General features: G+C 55.6%; 7 protein-coding genes and 1 riboswitch. Of the genes, 3 read left to right on the top strand and 4 right to left on the bottom strand.

What is annotated here, in order from left to right:
* Positions 1-3 precede the first annotated feature (3 nt).
* From WMO45_RS03735 to WMO45_RS03725, 3 genes are all read right to left on the bottom strand, one after another.
* Positions 4-1674, bottom strand: coding sequence for an S-layer homology domain-containing protein (locus WMO45_RS03735; protein WP_155151080.1), 1671 nt, complete (start codon positions 1672-1674; stop codon positions 4-6).
* Positions 1674-2114 (bottom strand): homing endonuclease associated repeat-containing protein, encoded by a 441-nt coding sequence (locus WMO45_RS03730; RefSeq protein ID WP_155151083.1) that lies wholly within the window; start codon positions 2112-2114, stop codon positions 1674-1676. Before WMO45_RS03730 ends, WMO45_RS03735 begins: the two co-directional genes overlap by 1 nt.
* 234 nt (positions 2115-2348) lie before the next feature.
* Positions 2349-7193, bottom strand: coding sequence for an S-layer homology domain-containing protein (locus WMO45_RS03725; protein ID WP_195309171.1), 4845 nt, complete (start codon positions 7191-7193; stop codon positions 2349-2351).
* A gap of 1338 nt (positions 7194-8531) precedes the next feature.
* Positions 8532-8807, bottom strand: a riboswitch (cobalamin riboswitch).
* Positions 8808-9057: 250 nt separating this feature from the next.
* Here WMO45_RS03725 and istA point away from each other — a divergent pair.
* Genes istA through istB form a run of 3 tightly spaced genes read left to right on the top strand, consistent with a single transcriptional unit; the run spans position 9058 to position 11278 of the window.
* On the top strand, positions 9058-10551 hold the full coding sequence (gene istA / locus WMO45_RS03720; protein WP_155151090.1) for an IS21 family transposase: 1494 nt from the start codon (positions 9058-9060) through the stop codon (positions 10549-10551).
* Positions 10544-10786, top strand: coding sequence for a hypothetical protein (locus WMO45_RS03715; protein WP_155151092.1), 243 nt, complete (start codon positions 10544-10546; stop codon positions 10784-10786). Before istA ends, WMO45_RS03715 begins: the two co-directional genes overlap by 8 nt.
* Positions 10787-10792: 6 nt before the next feature.
* The gene (istB, locus tag WMO45_RS03710; RefSeq protein ID WP_087397874.1) at positions 10793-11278 is read left to right on the top strand and encodes an IS21-like element helper ATPase IstB; all 486 of its coding nucleotides are present in this window, start codon (positions 10793-10795) and stop codon (positions 11276-11278) included.
* Positions 11279-11918: 640 nt separating this feature from the next.
* Here the strand turns inward: istB and WMO45_RS03705 are convergent.
* Positions 11919-18539 carry an S-layer homology domain-containing protein gene (locus WMO45_RS03705; protein WP_186918807.1) on the bottom strand — a complete coding sequence of 2207 codons (6621 nt, stop codon included), beginning with the start codon at positions 18537-18539 and terminating at the stop codon, positions 11919-11921.
* Between the last annotated feature and the right edge of the window lie 43 nt (positions 18540-18582).

The raw sequence follows: 18582 nt of genomic DNA, 5'->3' as shown, positions 1-18582 counted from the left end.
CCTTTACAGGAGCTTGGCGCTGCTGAGCAGGTTGTAAAGCATCTGGGCAATCTCGCAGCGCAGGATTTCTGTCTTCCCCTGAATCTCCATGGCGGAGTCGTCCAGAATCCCCTCCTGATAGCAGAAGGCCAGGCCCTCCCGGGCCCACTCCGGCGTGGTCACATAGTCGGTGAACTGGGCCAGCACATCCCGCACGGCGGCGGTGTCCAGCGCCGTGTCCATACCGCAGAGTTTTGCGGCCCGGGCCACCATGACGGCGGCCTCCTGTTTGGTAATGGTGCCGTCCGGGTTGAAGCGGCCTTCGCCCACGCCGTTGATGAGGCCGTAGGTGCTGGCGGTCCCCACATAGGGGGCATACCATGCGGTGGAGGGCACGTCTGTAAAGGCCTCGCTGGCGGCGGGCGTCAGGCCCAGGGCCCGCACCACGATGGCGGCGAACTGGGCGCGGGTCATGCTCGCCTCGGGATGGAACAGGCCGTCCCCCATGCCATCGATGATCCCCCGGGCGGCCAGCGCCTCGATGGCCGGCTGATTTTCATGGGCGTTGGCTCCGGTGATGTCGTCAAAGGTCTTGCCCATCTGGGTAATCGGCACGGCCTTTACGTCGGCGTGCTTGCCCTCCAGCCCGGCGCCGGACGGGGTTTCTTCACCCTCCGCCACGGTGATGGCGTCCCCCATGCGGTAGAGGCTGTTTTTGTTCTGCCGCGCCCGCTGCGCGGCAACCATGCCGTAGAACGCCTGCTCCGTCGCCATCTGGTTGGAGCCGGATCCGTTTTGGGTATGCAGGAACCCGTTTCCGGGTTGATAGAAGGTCATGAGGTTGTCCAGCATGGTGTTCCCGCCCTTCACAAACCGGGGATCGTCCAGGGAGATGCCCAGCTCGCACAGGGCCACGATCATCTGCACAACGCTCTCAGAGTTGGCGGTACCCCAGGAGGCGAAGCCGCCGTCCGTGCTCTGCTTTTTCGACATACAGGCCAGCGCCTCTTCTGTGGCTTCGGCCACGGCCGGCTGGTCCTGATACTTTGCCAGGGCTTGCAGCGCCATGCCGGTGATGTCCGGATCGGATACGCCGTCCCCGGAGCCGGCGGCCTCTGTTCCGCCGAACAGGCTCCAGCCGCCGTCCGGGAGCTGGCACTCCAGAATGCGGTCGATATACATCTGCCGGGTGGCCTGCGTCTTAGCCTCCGGATTTACCGGCATGGGATAATCCCGGGAATCCAGGGCAATGAGCGCCCAGATGGGGCCGTTGAGCCCCTGCCAGATGGTCTTGTCGTAGTCCCCCAGGGCCTTGGTCAGGTCATAGCCGGCCACGCTGCGGGCGTCTTTTCCAATAGCGCTGAGGGCCACAATGACGCGGCTGTATTCGGTGTATTTCTTGTCGTGGAGTTCGCCCTTGCAGGCTCTGACATACGATTCCACGGTGGCGTAGTAGTCCTGATAGTATTCCTCCGGTACGGTATAGCCGCTCCGGACCAGGCCCAGCACGGCCCATTCCCCGCCGATGGAGCCCACCTGCGGGCTTTTCACCGTCTCATAAATGTACTGCGCCGTGTCCTCGATGGCCGCCGTTAAGGTGTCATCCGACACCGCCGCAAAGGCGTTTCCCGACAGCCCCAGCACCATAATCAATGCCAGGAGCGCGGCCGCGCCGCGTTTTAAGCGTTCCTTCATCATGCTTCTCCTTCCGTTTTTGTTGTCAGGCCGGCCTCTTTTGCTGCCGCCTGCCCAGACAATTCCTGTGCCTTCCTGCGCCGGAGCGCTTCCTCATTCCTTCTTCGGTTGTCCGCTCGCCGCTGCTCGCGGGGCCTCTTCAATCCGGCGGCGGTCAGCGCCCGGGGCCAGTTACCGAACCGCTGGATCAGGAAGACGCGGTAGACGCAGAACACCTCTTTCTTGCTGGGATTCCGCCCCAGCCGCGCCGCCGTTTCCCGCAGGACGGCCAGCAGCTCCTCGTCGGGAAACGCGCCGTACAGCGCCTTGCGCGTTTCTTTTCCCATATAGTTCTTCCACTGCTCCGGCTCCAGCCATGCGGTGCTTTCCCGGTCTCCGGCGGCGTTCGCCGCGTCCAAAGCAAGCGCCTGCTTCAGCCGGAGGACTTCGCTGGGCTCCACGTTCCTGCCTCCACCTCCTCGCTGTACGAAAAGATGCGGGACCCATCCAACGGATGGGTCCCGCATGATCTCTCGTTGGCCGCGCCCATCCCGCGCGGTCCGGTGTGTTGTCCCGGCTGTTACGGGAGGGGTAAGCCTGCGGCGGGTTTCACGCTCTTTATCTGGTATTCATTTTTGTCCGGGCGCCCGCAGTCACAATGGCAGGCTGCGGGCGCCCTTTTTAGGGGGATGCGCTTATTTCACCATGAGCGCGGTCATCCGCTGCAGGATCGTCGCGACCTCCGCGCGGGTGGCGTTGCCCTTGGGATCCAAAATTGTGGGGCTCTTCCCGGAGATGAGGCCGTTCCTGACCGCCCACTTCATGGCGTCGGATGCCCACGGGGACACCTGGCTGCCGTCGTGGAAGCGGCTCAGGCTGCCGGATGCGGCGGTATCCATGCCCAGGAAGTCCGCGTAGCGGTACATCATGGCCGCCAGCTGCTCCCGGGTAATGTTGGCGTCGGGATCGAAGTGTCCCTCCGCCACGCCGTTGACGATCCCGTTCTCGCTGGCCCAGATCACCGCATCGGTGTACCAGGTATCGTCCGGGATGTTCGCAAAGGCGTTCTCCGCCGCGGTTTCCGCTTCGTCCTCCATCCGGCGGAGCACCGTGACCAGCATGGCGCGGGTCATCTCCTCGTTGGGGGAGAAGGCCGTGGCGCTGGTGCCGTTGAACAGCTCGCGGCTGGAGGCGAAGTCGATGGCGTCCGCCGCCCAGTGCCCGCTGGTGTCCGTGAACGTCTTGGCGTTGTCCACCACCTTCACGGTGCAGGGGCCGTCCACCAGGCCGGCGACCTCTCCGTCCGCGGTGACGGATTTCCGGATGATGGTTTCCGTGCCGTCTTCCGCCACCAGCACCAGCACGCTGCCGGCGTCTGCGGCGGGGACGGTCACAGTCAGACCGCCGGGCACGGTATCCACGCTCTTGCCGTTCACCGCCACATCCAGCCGGATGGCGTCCGACTTGCTGCCGCCGGCGCCGGTCACAGTGACCGATTCCGCGGTGAACGACACGGTGCTGCCGCTCTGCTTCGCCAGCTCAGACAGGCCCTCGCTGGGGATGGTCATGCCGGCGATGGGAGTGGACACCGTCAGATCCAGGCTGTCGCCGGCGATGTCGCTGACCGATGACTTCGGCAGCTCCACCGTAACCTTGGAGGCGTCCCCGTCGATCTCGGGGGCCACCACGATGGTGGAGATGCTGCCGTCCTCAGCGGCCTGCTCCAGCACCTGTTCCACCGTTTCGGCGTCCACCTTGGCGGTGGCCTCGCCCTTGCTGTTCACAGAGGCTTCCGGTGTGATGGTGATGGAGCCGCCGCCGGTTTCCCCGACTTCCTCCGGCATCTCTTCGACGCCGGCGATGGTCCCGCCGCTGATGCTGCTGCCGTGTTCCTCCATCCACTCCACCGCGGCGTTGAATTTCTCCACATCGGCGATGGTGATATAGAGCTTCTGATCCTCATCCAGCGCATCGTAGGCATTCCGGGCGGCCTGCACCATCCCCCTGTCCGCAGTGGTCAGTTTGTTTACAGAGGGGATCTTGGACAGCAGATCCTTGACGTCGTCAATCTCGGTGTAGAATTGGATTGCTTCTTCCGCCGATGTCAGTTTGTTCAAATTGGTAACCTTGGTCTTGGCTTCCGCGTTGAGGGCATCATAGGCGTCCCGAGCCAGTTTCACCGCTTCTGCCTGCGTCTTATAGCCGGCGTAGGTGATGGTGGGGATGGCGTCGATAAGCTCAACGACGCTTTCCGCGCTGTTGCTGTCCATGACCTTGATGGTGTACCAGGTGCCGGTATACTTGATGGCTTCCGTTTCCTGGTTGTTCATGGACAACCATGTCGGCTCACCTACGCCGATGTAGATGATATCGCCGGCCTTGACCGGGATCGACTCGCCCCGGCGGTAGAAATCTACATTTCGTTCAACAACTTTTTCATTCAGGAAAGTTTTGACCTGATAGTTTTTGTTCGCAGCAGTGGGTGTTACAGATACGCGGCTGCCGTTGGCGACCAGGACGTATTCCAGGACATCTCCGTCAAAACTCGGGGACAATGTTCCGCCATCTACCTCAAGATCCGCCAGGCTGGTATCACTGCTCGACCAGGAGCCGCCCAAATCCGCGCCATAGCCCTCCAGCGTGAACATGACGCGGATTTCATCGCCGTCTACAATTCGGTAATCCCGTTGTTGGGCCGAAGCGCTGAAAGAGGCGAAGCCTTCATTGGTAAACCAGTCGTTGAGGACTCCCATCCAGCCGGATGTGTTCTTCCCGTCAAACTCTTCCAGCTTGTCGTCACCATAGGTAATTGCGGAGATGTAGGTGATGCCGGGATCATTCACGCCGCCCTGGCTTCCGCCCGTGCCTTCCCATCCGTAACCCTCGCGAGTTAGCGCGGCGGTAATGCAGCTCATCATGGTGCTGTCATGATTAAGCGCCACATAGGCATCTACAAATGTACCGCGCAGCGAGTCAGGCGCACCGGAATAGGTGGTGTTCTCAATGATTACATGGACGCTGCCCAGCTCTCCGACGGTTTCATCTACCAGGAACCCTTCTTCCACCGTCTTCATAGCGGCAATGGCTGCGTTCTTTGCCGATGCAATGCTTTCCTCGTCCTCAGCAGCATCAATAGCCGCCAGTCCATCGTTGTAAAATGCTGTCAGCTTGCTCCAGTTTTCAGCCGTGTAGGCTGTCTTGGAGTAGGCGTTGTAGGCTTCCGTCAGCTCGTTTTTCGCCGTCAGCTTACTGTAGGAGAGATCCCCCTCTGTGATGGTGTTTATCGTAATCGTGAAATCACAGCGTGGGTTAAGAAAAGAGTAAGTGTATGCCTCCCCTCCCGAAGAATCCCAAGGTCTTTCCCGGACTGAGTATGGCTGCGGACCACTGCTCTCCACACTCACCAGCTGCATATTGGCGCCGTCGGGAATGGCAAATTGGAATTCAATGATATTATCCTGGTTCTTTCCGCTGCCAAATGTGAATTCTGCCTGGTCGTCAGTTCCTACTGTTTCCAGCAGATCACGCCCTTCTGTAACGGTGATAAATTCAGTTCCGTTGTTTTCTTTGTCCCGGGCGTAAGCATTAACCTCACAAGCGGCGAACTTGCCGCCATGATCTGCCTCGATGGTAAGGGTAAAACCAGGGCCTTCCGGGAGGCCGCTCCCATCTGCCCCATAGGCGCTCAGGAGGGCGTTCCACTGTGCCATCTGCAAACCAGTAAGCTGCCCTTTCTGATACTCCGTCATGCCGTTATACAGCGACTTAGCCCATTCCATGCGCGCAGCATCTGATTGATAGAATTTTCCCTCCAGAACCTGCTCCGCAGACGGAAGATACTGCAGGTATCCAGTCATCAGGGCGTTGACCCGCTCATTTTCCTCCAGATTTGCGTCTTGCACCGCCTGGATGGCAGTGATGGCAGCCTGTTGGCTTTCATAGGCATCTGCCAGCAGATCCGAGCTAGCAATCGCTGCGGAAGCGGTTTCATAGGTCTTGGTAATTTCTTCCCACTGCGCCTCGGAGTAAAATGCCTGCTCATAGGCGTTGTAAACTGCATCCAGTTCTTTTTGCAGTGTTGCCACGGCGGAGGCTGGGTCGCTGGGCGTGACAATATGCAGCAGCACAGAATCGCCTGCAGCCAGGCCGGGGAATTCGCCTCCGGTATAGCTTGTCTGGTCTGTGGTTTCCGCCGGCGTCTGATCGCGGACATCTGCCACGAACAGCTTGTACCAGCCTTCCTTATACAGGCTGAGTGTGGCCGTACCATCAGAGCTGGTCACAACACCGGTGTTTTCATAGGCGGCAGCCGCCTTTGCTTCATCGGCAGTTTCTTTCGCCTCGCTGAGGAAGATGGTGGCATTGCCCGCCGACAGGGGGTTCCCCCAATTACCGCTCTCCGGCACAGCGCTGGTCTTGGTGACTTGCACAGAAAATTCCGCGCCGCCTTCCGCCTCCATGGTATCCCCGCCGCTGATTTCCAGCTGGGAAACGTAAGAGCGATATGTTTCGTAGGGCGCTGCTGGAATGGTACTGGTGTAATACTTATAATTTGGCGCCGGTACTCTTGCGAGGACAACCTCATCGCCGTCATGCAGTTCCACAGCAGCAACACCGGTTTCAATCCCATTCCCATTTATCAGCAATCCTGTCCAGCGTGAGAAAGAAGCATCCCGGTCTACAACCAACGTGCCGTTGACATAGGCCATAAGGCAGGGGGAAACAGTGGAGTTACCCGTTGATTCAGCCGGTGTGAAGTCAAATTTTATAGCATCCAGCAGGCTGCCGATGGTCTTGTCATCCGTCAGCGTGACCGTCCCATCAAAAGCGGCGGAGTCGGGGTCTTTCAGTGCATATTGCGGATATCTGGCGGCAAAACTATCCGCCACACGGACATGGACGGCGACAGATCCCCCTGCGTCCTCCAGCTGATAGTAGGCCGTGGAGGCCGCGGCCACAGCCTGGGTGTAGGCTGTATACGCAGATTGGGTGCTAATCGATGATGGATCAAGGGCGGAAAGCACCTGATAGGCTCCGTCGCCAATGCCGTTCTCGTCCTTGTCCTCCACATTGTACCATGCGCTCCAGCTGTCAGGGGTATAATCTGCCGCAGTGAGTTTTGCCTGCTGCTCCAGCAGCCAGTCTGCCGCGCTCTGCCATAAGGGCAGGATTTCCACATAATCCGTGAGAAAGAGGTCGCTCCTTGCAGCGTTTAACACTGCGGCAGCGTTTTCCAAATCACGTTGCCGCCCTGTTGTGTTTGCAGGTGTCGCATCGCCGGCTTCTTTCCCCTCCGGAATGGCATCACCTTCTTGGTAAAACAGGGAATCCAGCAGTTCCTTTGCATTCTCATAGTTCGTTGTGAAGTTCTCCCAGCTTGCATCAGTATAGGAACTGCCGGAAGGATTTGGATTGCCGCCCGTGTAAGCATCCTCATGCCGTTCAAGCGTTTCGTACAGCCCGGTGGCGTTGACCTGGGTGGTGGGGATACACTTGGCAAGAGCCTGCGACAGCGCGCTGCCCGGGTCGTTTTGGTTCAATTTGTCAGTTTGTTCATCAACTGCATTTTGATTTGCTTTGCCATTCAGGGCACTTGTATAAACTCTATTGGCTTCGTCCGCGATACTCTGAACTTCCGCCCAAAAGCTGCCTTGGCTGTTTGTAATAGTATCGGCATCCTTGCCATTGTAGCGGTCGTCTGAAGTATAGTAGCCGCTCACAGGGATGCTGTCAATTGCAGATTTCAAGGCGTCCGCATTAACCGGCTCTTCACTGGCAGATGCTTTATATATCAGAAAATTCGCCGTGAATATCTCCTGATCTTGTGTATATACATATACGATATAGAAATCAATGCCAGAAAAAACAAAATCGCTCTTTCCTGACAAATATCCTGCAACTGCTGCCGGGGTGGCCGTCTGGAGCCCATTCAATGAAAAAGCAACCGTGTTGCTTCCAGAAAAAGAATACTTTTTCACTTCAATTGTTTCATAGTCTTCATTTATTTGGCAAAGAGGGGCACTTGAAGTATCCAGAAAATTCTCATCTGTAAACTCTACTGATATTTCATCATCAGTAGCCTCAATGATGTACGTGTAACCGAGGGAATTTCCAGTATCATCAATGGAATTCATTAGGTTTCCGCCAGTAACTGTCACCCCGTCCGCCGCTGCCCAGGCCGCTGGCATAAGGCCAACCACAAAAGAAATTGTCAGCAATAGTGCGAGGGCGCGGTGGGCAATTTTGCCCACCATTTTCCTCCGGGACGGTTCTCTTGTCCCGGCCCTTCCCGTATCTGTCCCATCGGCGTGATATTCTTGCATCATAATAACTGAACCAACTCCTATCTTCTCTTCAAATTCAAGGTAGCGTTATGTCAGGACGTGCGAGGTGGGATCCGCCCGCGCCCTGTTCCAAAGAACGGCCGCCTTCCAACGCGCGCCGTCCACATTGTTTTTGAATACTTCCCGCCACATCCCCGGTACCGGTTCCTGCGCTCCCGCCCGCCGCGACGTAGACCGCGTGCTTCCGCCCTTGGCACGCTCCTGTCGTCGCGTGCTTCCCCGGAAACGGATATGCTCTCCCGATGTGGCTATTCAGTTGTCGGCCGCGGATCGGCCATACGGAAACGGGCAAAGGCCCTGCCGCAGCGCCGCATTGACGGCCGCGCGCAGGGGGTTATCCGGCCGGCAAGGGTTATCGGCGTCAGAGGGGACCCCTCTGACGCCGAAGGGGCGCGCCCCTTCGGCGATGCCTCCCTGGAACGCAAAAAAGCGAACGCATCGTTTGGATGCATCCGCTCCTGTCCCTCTGGGGAGGCTGCCGGCGCGCTCTTCCCGCGCCGCGTCCTGGCATTCTTGTCAGAGCAGCCCCGAACCGTCGGGGGTGAGCTCTCAGTAGGTCTTCTGACTGATGTGTTCAGGCGGGGCCATCCCCGCCAGCGCATACCCGCAGCCTTCCCGGCTAAGCCATTACAGCCGCCAGTGACCTGCTTTCGCAGAAAACGGATATACTTCACAATCACAGCTATTGAATTGCACGTCGCCGCCGCTTTCGCTGCGGTTCCTGCTGCAAAACATATACAGGAATTTCACCTGATTCCCTTGTTCAGCCGAACAAGGATGCGTGTCCGCCCCGGGGTGCCGGAACGGGTCGCGCATTTGCCACAAAAGCCGGATATTCCCTATGCAGTTGTCTGGGTTTCCTATGACAGAGGGAAATCATGCGTGGGTGTAACCCACGCATGAAGGGCCATGGCTGTTTTCGGTAAAATGAAAATGTAGCAAATGGTACTCAAAAAGTGAGCACCCCAATGGCAAATAAAAAGAGCCATTGTCAGCACCTGAAATAAACGCTACCCTTTAGGTGGGATAACCATAAGGGGGTAGCAGAAAGGTGTTACGAATGGCTCAAATCAAGTATATCAAAGACCTCTACGAAAATGAAGAGGCAAGTTTGCGGGAAATATGCCGCATAACCGGCCACAGCTTTGAGACTGTCCGCAAGTACGCCTACCAGGAAAACTGGAGCGAGGACAATCTGCCGGATATTGAGCCACAGAGCTATCCGGTGCTGCAAGACTTCATCCCCATCATTGATAAATGGCTGGAGGAGGACCGAAAGGCCCCCAGGAAACAGCGCCATACAGTAATGCGGATTTACCACCGCCTGTGTGATGAGCATGGGTTTACTGGCTGCTATTCCACCGTGAAGAAGTATGTCCGCAAGAAAAAATATGTCATGAAAACTCTGAGTGCCGGTTATCTCCCTCTGGAGCACCCCAAAGGCTGGGGACAGGTGGACTTTGGCCTTGCGGAAGGCGAATGGGCCGCTACCGGAGAACGCTTTCCGTTCTATGCGCTGACGATCTCATTCCCCGGCTCTAACAACGGAGTAACGCAAGCGTTCCCGTCTCAAAACCAAGAGTGCCTGCTGGAAGGCATGAAGCGGATTTTTGAGCACATTGGCGGCGTCCCTCCCAGGCTGCGGTTTGACAACATGACCACGGCGGTTGCTCAGGTACTAAAAGATGGTGAGCGTGTCCTTACGGACGGCTTTACCCGCTTTATGCTCCACTACCGTTTCCAAGCTGATTTTTGCAATCCGGCTTCCGGCAACGAAAAAGGCAATGTAGAGAACAAGGTTGGTTACAGCCGCCGCAATGCGTTTGTCCCGGTCCCAGTCATTACCTCGTTTGAGGAATTTAATGAACAGCTCTTGGAGTGGTGCGAAAAGGACGCTGACCGGCTCCACTACAAGCACAAGGTTCCCATCCGGGAACTTTGGGAAGAGGACAAGGCGGCACTTTTAGAGCTGCCGCAGTATCCCTTCTCTGTGTTCCGCTACACGACGCTTACCGTGAGTAAAACAGGCTTCGCAACGATTGAGACGAATAAATACGGGCTATCTCCCATGCTGGCCGGCGAAAAAGTACAGGCCAAAATCTTCTATGACCATGTAGAGTTTTACCACGACCACAGACCGGTTGGACGCTTTCCCAGAAGCTACAAGACCAATGATGAGGTCTACGACTGGACGCAGTATATGTCCACCCTCTGCAAAAAGCCAGGAGCGATTGAGCATACCCGTTTCTTCCACCAAATGCCGCAACGGTGGCAGGATTATCTTGCTTCCACCAAGGGAAAAGAGCGGAAGAGCGCCCTGCAACTTCTCAGCGAAATCGTTGCTGACGGAAACTCTGAGTTCTGTGATGATGCTCTGGAAATGGCAGCCGCCAATGGCCGGGCCGATGTGGACAGCCTGCGGCAGTGTTATTACATGATTGCCAAGAAGGAGTACCGCCCAGATCCGCTTAAACTCTCCGGAGCCCCATTGCTGAACTACAATCCAAACCTCTCAGCCTATGATGGCCTGATGGGAGGTGAGGCTCATGGCTGAACAGATTGAACAGCTCATGCGGCAAGTGAAGCTGGGCGGCATGGCGAAAGGCTGGCGGAGCGTCCCCTACGAAAATACCGAGCAATATGTGACCGACCTCTTGACGCTGGAATTACAGGAACGAGAGGCCAACCGGATTAACCGCATGGTAAAGACGGCTGGTTTCCGGGTGATGAAGACACTGGATGATTTTGTGTGGAACTCCGCCATTGAACTTCCTGGCGGCTTGACATAGGAATACATGACCGACCTCCAGTTCCTTGCCCCAAAAGAAAACCTGATTTTTATGGGGAGCGTTGGGACGGGAAAGACCCATCTGGCTACGGCTATTGCTTTGAAAGCCTGCCAGGAGGGGCGGCGTGTCCGCTTCTTTACTGCGGCGGAGTTGGCAAACATCCTGCTGGAGAAGAACACCAAGGGGACCTTGAACAACTACCTGGGTACGCTGAAAAAGGTAGAGCTTGTTGTGATTGACGAGATTGGTTTCGTCCCTCTGCACAAGGATGCCGCTGAACTGCTGTTCCAAGTGATTTCCGATTGCTACGAGCGCAAGAGCCTGATTATTACTTCAAACCTGGAGTTCTCTCAGTGGAACACTGTCTTTGGGGACAACCGCCTGACTGCGGCGCTCGTTGACCGGCTTATCCACCACAGCCATATTGTGATTTTCTCTGGGGAAAGCTACCGGCTTACCCAGTCCCTAAACCGCCAGAGAGCATACACTTAGGGTACTCAAAATTAGTGCAAAAGGGCTTTGGGCACCGATGTGAGCACTTGGCCCCTATTGGCACCGATGCGAGCGTTTGGCCTCCGGGGGACCGATGTGAGCATTAGGCCCCCAGGGCACTCACTCTTGCAAAAGGCCCTCATCTTTCCGGGTACTCAAAAGGTGAGCATTTGGTACTTGGGAAAAACATTGCTCACGACATGAAATCTGGTGCTGAAGGTGCTCACTTTTTTGGGGCCCTTTTGCTCACATTTTCGTTTGACAAACACAGCCATGGCCCTTCATGATTCCTTTTTGTATGCGGCTCCTGCGTCAACACGCATGGGCTTGCTGCCCCATCCATGCCCCGCAGGACTGACTACATCTTTATTTTATCTCAAATTTTGCTAAAAACAAGTGTCCGTTCTTGCGAATTCAGCGATGTCAAGCCTCATCGGAAGCGTTATCGGTCTGCACCCATCCCATGAATAGCTTTTCGCATTTTCTGTCCGCCCTGCGTCACGGAGAGGAAAGGGCGGCCCATCCCTTGCGGGGATGGAACCGCCCGGTTCGCCCACCTGTCTGCTCTTTTGATAGATGCTTGCCGGCTATACGGCGGGGACAGGCCCGTGCTGAATTTCACAGACTTCGCATCGGTTATTTATTTGTTTGCCGCCGCGCTCTCCAGGAAGCGCATAAGGATGGTAGCGGCTTCCGCGCGGGTGGCTGTGCCGCTGGGGACGATGGTCGAAGCGGTGCGGCCGGTAATGAGGCCCTCCGCGTTGGCCCAAGCCATCGCCTCAAGCGCCCACTCCGAAATCGCTTCGTAGTCCGCGTATTCTTTCACTGACATACCCGCCACTGTTGTGTCGTACTTCTTATACTCCGCATACCGGTACAGCATCACAGCCATCTGTTCCCGGGTAATGTTGTCGGTGGGCCCGAACTTGCCTTCTCCGTAGCCGGTTACAATCCCGTTTTCGCTTGCCCAGATGACGGCGTCGGTGTACCAGGTATCAGCTGCCACATCGGCGTAGGTATTCCTACCCTTAACGGCAGGCTCACCCTCCAGGCGATAGAGGATCGTAGCCAGCATGGCGCGGTTGAGCGTGCTGTCGGGGCTGAACGCGGTATCGCTGACTCCATTCATCAGATCGTTGGTATAAGCATACTTGATTGCTTCCAGCGCCCAATGCTTCTGCACATCCATGAAAGGCAGGCTTCCAGTTAGTTTTGCAAACTCTTTCTCAGCCGCGGTCAGCTTGGAGTAATTGCCGACAAGTTTCTTTTGTGTCCCGGTCAACGCATCATAAGCCTTGCGGGCCGCCTCAATTTTCTTGCCGCTGTCCTTGGTGACGGTACCGATGGCGTCGATCAGCGCTGCGACTTTATCCGCCGCTTTCTTGTCATCTTCGCCGGTCGCACCGTCCGGCGCGCCGCTGCCGCCGCTTACAACAACCTCACAACGGGACGGAACAACAGTTGCGTCCGTGTAAGATGTCCCGGAAGATCCGCCATACGCTTCGCAGGTATAATCACAGGTTCCGCTGATTTCAACTGTGTAGGTGCCAGCAGAAGCGAACGTTAACACAAATTGACCGTTCTCGTCCGTCGTTGTAGCCATGGCCGAAACAACGCGGCCGTCTTCGTCATATACGGTAACAGCAGCATTGACCGGAGTTGCCGCGCTGTCCCGATTCTCGCTGCTGTTCATGACATTGATGCCATGAACCGTAAAGACTTTCTCAGTACCAACGGATGCATTATAACTGTCTTCTTCAAACCAAGTATAAAGATCGGAATACTGAACAAGATCCTTATATGCATAAACTGCAAGCTTATCGTTACCTTCAATTTCCGTCTTAGGTCCGTTAACCCAACTGTGATTCAGGACATAAGAAATGTTACCTGAACGATTACCCCAGAATTTATTGACCCAACCGCCGCCGTCAGTGTCTATTTCTTCATAACCTGATGCACCGCCAGAGTAATACATCTCATGCAGTGCGGCAAAAGCGTCTCCCATGGTATAGCGTCCGTCCTGATCTTTATCATAGACGGTAACAGGTGCATTGCATAGCACGGTACCATCCACGCCGGTGACAAATTCGCCTTTATCACTATAGGAGATGGTGACGGTAATGGAGTCGTAATCAGGATCCACCTCTCCGCCGGAGGATTCCGTAACAGTAATCCTCTGCGTCACAGGCTGCAAAGTGCTGTCTGCATCGCTGCCCGTGTATGTGATTGTTACAGCGGAGTCACCCACAGCCAATTTCCCGGAGGGCGTATAGTTGTAGTCGGTGGTAACGACTGTACTTCCATCGCTATAAGTTGCGGTAACCACCATGCCGTCCGGACTGAATCCTTCTCCAGCCTTATACGTAGTTTTGGCAGGCGGTGTAGTAATGGCAATTTGGGTCACCAAGCCGAGCTGCACATCCACAACCGCAGTCTTTCCGCCATAGGTGATGGTGACCGTTTTGTCGCCTGCGCTGAAGGTTTCAGGGCTGTAAGTGTACCCGGTGATTGCTTTGGTACTGCCGTCACTATAGGTGGCAGTAACTACCATGCCGGTAGGATCAAAAGCCGCTCCTACACTGTATGCAGTTTTATTAGGCGGAGTGGTAACCTCTATTTTCTCCAATGTGGCATTTTTAACTGTAACCTGGATGGAAGTCGTCTTTGTCACGCCTCCATGGGTGTAGCTGATGGTGATTGTTTTCGTGCCAGCCTCTGTAAACGCGACGGTATCGTAGGTGTAGCCATCGATTTCTTTGGTAAAGCTCCCTTCGCTTCCCTGATAGGTGGCCGTCACTTTCATACCGGCAGGGTCAAACACATCACCGATACAATACTCCGTCATCTCAGGCTGCGTTGTCACATTGATGCTGTCCAACTTTCCTCCAACCGGGATAGAGATGTCCGGCAGCTGCCCGAAATAAGAGAGCATATTGGCGGACATTCCACTGGTGCTTTGCCCCATTTTTGTGCGGTGTTCACCGAACTTATAGTGAGAAAAGCCGCCCACATTGAACGCGCCGTTGGAGAGCGTGAAGACATCCCCATCAAAATCTGCCGGAACAGTCAGTTCATCGCCCACATTGACCATGGAGTTGCCGTATCCCGAATCATCTTTCCCGGCCGAGACAAGATGCTCCACGACCTGATTGTATGGATTGGATGCAAAGAAGTAGTAACCATAGCCGCCGCGGCCATTGCCGGCACTTTTTCCCTCATAGCCGCTGACATTAAAATATACCGCTGCCGCACTGGTGTTATAGGCATACATCCGGTTGACCGGGTTATAGAGCGTGTCGAACTGAATGCTGACCTTCTCACCGGGGACAAGGACAGCATCTTCCAGCGGCTTTCCGTTGACGGTCACATCGACCTGCTTGGCTGTAATGACCTGATACTCCGATCCCTTGGCGCTGTCCACCTTCACAATATTGCGCCCTTCCGTCAACGGAACCGTATACCGGCCGTCCTGACCGGCGGTGAGAGCGGTAAATCCGGTAAAGCTCATCTTTCCATCACTGATTGTCGGATTGGCCACAGACACGGCGGTAACCCCTGCGCCCGGGGTAAAGGTATACTCGCCTTGCTCATCCATGAAGTAGATGACATCGTAGTCGGCGTCCAAAGCCACTCCGTCCAGCTTATCCGAAACCGTCTTATCTGTGTTGATTACCAAACCGGTGTCAATGCCGCTGGCGGCGGCATCCACAGAGACGACCAGCACACCGGTGTTCTCCGGCCAGATAGCGCCGAAGAAACCGTTGGGGTCATAGTTATCATAGGACACCTTGGCGCCGTCGTGGTAATTCACCGTCATAGCATCGTAGGTAATGAGAACAATGGCTGTGCCAGCGCCCACGGCGGAGATTTTCCCGTTTTCGTCTACGGTGATCACGCTGCTGTTCGGCTGACCATCCAATCCCACAACTGTATAGTGGAAATCGGGCTCCAGAATGTAATAATTTCCGCCCATTTCCCATGTAGCATTGCTGCCCCACCACTGACGCATGGGAGAGAGCTGGTAGGTCGCATTGGCATTCAGCTTCAGATATCCCTGAGTATTGTTATTCATCAGAATATCGCCCACATTGGCTCCGCCATTGGACTTAGTATCCCGGTCCAAAGTGGCTGCCGTTTTTCCTGCGGGCTTCAGCTGTGCTTCGGTGACCTCTATGGCCACCGTGTCGCTGTCTACCGGGGTAGTGCCAATATACGTGACATAATCTGTTCCGCTGACGCGATATTCATAGACGCCTTTTCCAATGAGGAAGCTATAGGTATCCTTCCCAGCCTCTGTCTTGGGCTGGCCAACAGCGGCAACAGGCACATGGGCTACACCCTGGTAACGAGAGGCAATGGCCAATTCAGCCTTCGCTCCGGAAGGCACGGTGAGCGTCAAAGCCGTCGCAGCAGGCAACGTCATGGATACGCTCTGGGTATCTGTGCCTTGCTCTATGCTCTGTGTAAGCGCCAAAACGCCCACATGATTGGACTGCATATAATCCTCGTTCGGCGTGGCCGTCACAGAGTACAACATTGTGCCGCCCTTGGCATACATCAAAGTAGAGAAGTTCAGCTGTCCAGACGCATTGGCACCGGCCGCTCCCAGCGTGACCGTTCCCAGCGTGTTTTTCACCGTCAGGGTAAGGTCGTCCGCCGTGATTTCGCTGTTGGTAACGGAGAACTCCACCTGACGCAGGTAGATGCTCACATCCCGCGTTCCGGCAGCGGTATCTGCCTCCGGAATGGCAAAGCAGCCGCCGCCCATGCTCTGGCCGCCGGAACTCGTGCCCCGGAAGGAGTAGGTCCCCGGTTCAAGAGACATGGTATAAACGGTGTAGTCTCCTTCAACAGCGGAAGCAGCGGCGATGGCGGACTCTTCCGCAAAAGTATCTCTGCCAGCGGTGTCAAAGCCGGTAGTGGGATAGAACGCGGCAGTCCCTGCCGCAGTTGGTACATAAACTTTCACAGTATAGGCAGCATCCGTCACGGTGACAACACAGGTGTCAGTGACGGTCTTTCCGCTGCCGTCGGTAGCTGTCGCAGTAATAACGGCCTCGCCTGCGCCGATTGCAGTGACCACGCCGGTATTAGCGTTTACCCGGGCCACATCCTCCTTCGAGCTGGAGTAGGTCACGGTAACAGCGGCAGTGGCCGGTGCGGTAACGGCAGAGAGCACCGTTGTGCCGCCCACATTGAGTTCTGCGGTTTTGGGAGTTACAGTAATACCCTCAACGGCGATGTCGCTGCTGGTGACGGTGACAGGGCACGTCCAAACGCCGCCGTTCGTCAGCGCGATGCTCAGTTCGGCCGTTCCTGCCTTCACGCCGGTAATGGTAACTTTATCAAGGACTACCTCCGGGAAAAACATCCCCGGCACTTCTTTTGTCGTAACCGCAGCAGTAAAAATGCTTTCGTCGGAAGATGTCACCTTAACCTGTGCTTCCTTGAGCTTGGGCAATGTGCTCTTGTAAGCGTATTCGTTTGTCTCGCCTGCAAGAACAGTTAGAGCCGTTTCACCCAATTTCACGACATCCTTGCCTCTTATAAAAGAAACAACAATCTTGCCAACACGTCCGTCCCCAGCATCGGCATAAAATGTCTTTGAATTATTGCTGTAAAACCGGGTAAAGGTCACCTTACCTGTATCTGCCTCAATCACGGCGGTGCCCGCCTGACCGGGTTGCCCCAGTTCGTCATTACCGCCCGACCATGTGATGACCGCATTGGGTTCACAAGTGGCGGAAAACTGCAAATACCCGTAGTCGGAGTCCTTCATGAACGTCTCCGCGACGCAGTCCACCTCAAGGCTTGTCTGCTCCATATCCAACGTGCCGCAGAGAGTCCTGCTCGCACCTACCGGTTCCCCGCCCAGCAACGTGGCAGTCACATAGATGGGAGTCGTATCCGAGCTGGGCCGCTTGGTCAAATCCACCTCAATCGTGCGCTTTGCGGAACCCCGATATACATCTACCTGCACAGTTTCCAACAGAGTTCCAGTGCTGTTGCTGCCCTCATAGACATTGACCGTAAACGGGGTGGTTTCCTGTAAGTTCGCGCTCATTTCCACATCCAGACGAACTGTCCAGTTGTCTCCCGAAGAGGGAAGGTAATAGCTGGCGAAGCTCATCTCCTCAATGGAAATGGGAACAAAGACCGCCCGATAGGAGGTATCGGCAGCCAGCGTAACCTGCATTTTTGCGGTGCTACTTTCAACGGGCGTCCATGTGCTGCCGTTGTCGGCAGACTGCTCCCAGCGGGCAAACAAGTAGTTTTTATCGGCTGCGGCAGTCAGCGTGTAAGTCTCGCTTTCCCCCTCGCGAATATAGGAAGCTGTACCGTGCTTCGCCCGTTCCAGCGTCAAGGTATGCTGAGGCGCTGCCTTCTCCGTGAACACTGGTGTGATGGAGAAGTCCTTGAGAATCTCGACCGATGTATTAAAACGCAGTGCATACGTATTTGGTGTACCTGTATAGATATAGCTCTGCACAACCAGATCAGAGGCACTCACATACGCTGCCCACGCCGTTTCGTCGGCAACCTTCAGCACCTCCAAATATTCTGTGCTGTCATGCATGGAAAGCAGTTTCTGCAGGCCGTCCTGCCCCTGCATCAGCCAGCCCGTGAAGTCATATTTGACCGTATCCCAGCTGTTGATCGATACATTGCTCACATTGCCGGTGCTGATGTTGGTTACTTCGTCGCCGCCCCAATAATTTTTCACTTCCGCATTGATATCCCCGGCAGCTTCGGTGGTATAATTCCCCTCCTCTCCAGCCAGCTTTGCTGCAGGTTGGAAGGTAAGCTTCGCCGGAATTGGCGCCGCTTCCTCTAAAACCACAATCTTTGTCACTGCGGAATATACCGTTGTGGGCGTCATGCCTTCTCCAAGGCCGTTATTGGTTACCTTTGCCCGGTAATACTTGGTCTCGCCCGGCTGGATATCCGGTTTGTAGCTGCTCGAGAGCAAGAAGTTGAACACACCATCTTTGGCATCCGAAAAGCTCCCTTCTTCTCCGCTATTAGAGCTCTGCCATTTTATCTCCAATGTGTCTTTCGTATAACTTGCTTCATCTTTTGTTATCTGAATTGATAGAGCGCGAATGGAACTGTCGCTGTAATACGTTACTTCCGGCTCTTTCAAATTCGTTTGAAAGACCGGCGCTGGCGCCGGTTCCCCTTCTGCTGCCATGGCGCTGACGGGCAGCATGCCGACCGCCATAACTAGCACAAGCAGCAGAGATAGGACTCTTTTTTTCATGTGTGATAATCCTCCTTTTTAGCTCATGTGTTTCAATTTATAT

Source organism: Flavonifractor hominis, assembly GCF_040095835.1.
Lineage (GTDB): Bacteria > Bacillota > Clostridia > Oscillospirales > Oscillospiraceae > Flavonifractor > Flavonifractor hominis.
The sequence above is the reverse complement of the archived record's forward strand: the minus strand, read 5'-3'. Positions and strand labels throughout refer to the sequence as shown.